This is a genomic window from Lactobacillus nasalidis, from assembly GCF_016587775.1.
Classification (GTDB): Bacteria; Bacillota; Bacilli; order Lactobacillales; family Lactobacillaceae; genus Lactobacillus; species Lactobacillus nasalidis.
The window spans coordinates 1-270 of record NZ_BOCG01000554.1; the positions used below are offsets into that span (position 1 = coordinate 1).

Here is a 270-nt window from a genome sequence, read left to right on the forward strand (position 1 = left end):
CTGCGGGTGTATTCCTCGATCAGCAGTCCCTGGCCGACGGCCGCGGCGGCCTGCTTGTCGGCAACTTTCTTGGGTCGTTTGTCAAAGCCGAGGCGGCGGAAACCGGCCGCGATGGATCCTGAAGTTACCAGGACCAGCTTGTAGCCGGCCTGGTGCAGCTGAGCCAGCTGCCGGGTAATTTTCTTGATCTTCTCTGGATCCAGGCCGCCGGCCGGGCTGGTCAGCGAGGAGGTCCCTACTTTAAAAACGATCAGGTTCTCTTTCATTCTT

The 270-nt window shown here is 59.6% G+C and carries 1 protein-coding gene; it reads right to left on the minus strand.

Going from position 1 to position 270, the window contains the following annotated elements; genetic code table 11:
• On the minus strand, nucleotides 1-266 hold a 266-nt coding region (locus lacNas_RS10735), incomplete at its 3' end, for an amino acid kinase family protein (protein ID WP_444979757.1).
• Between the last annotated feature and the right edge of the window lie 4 nt (nucleotides 267-270).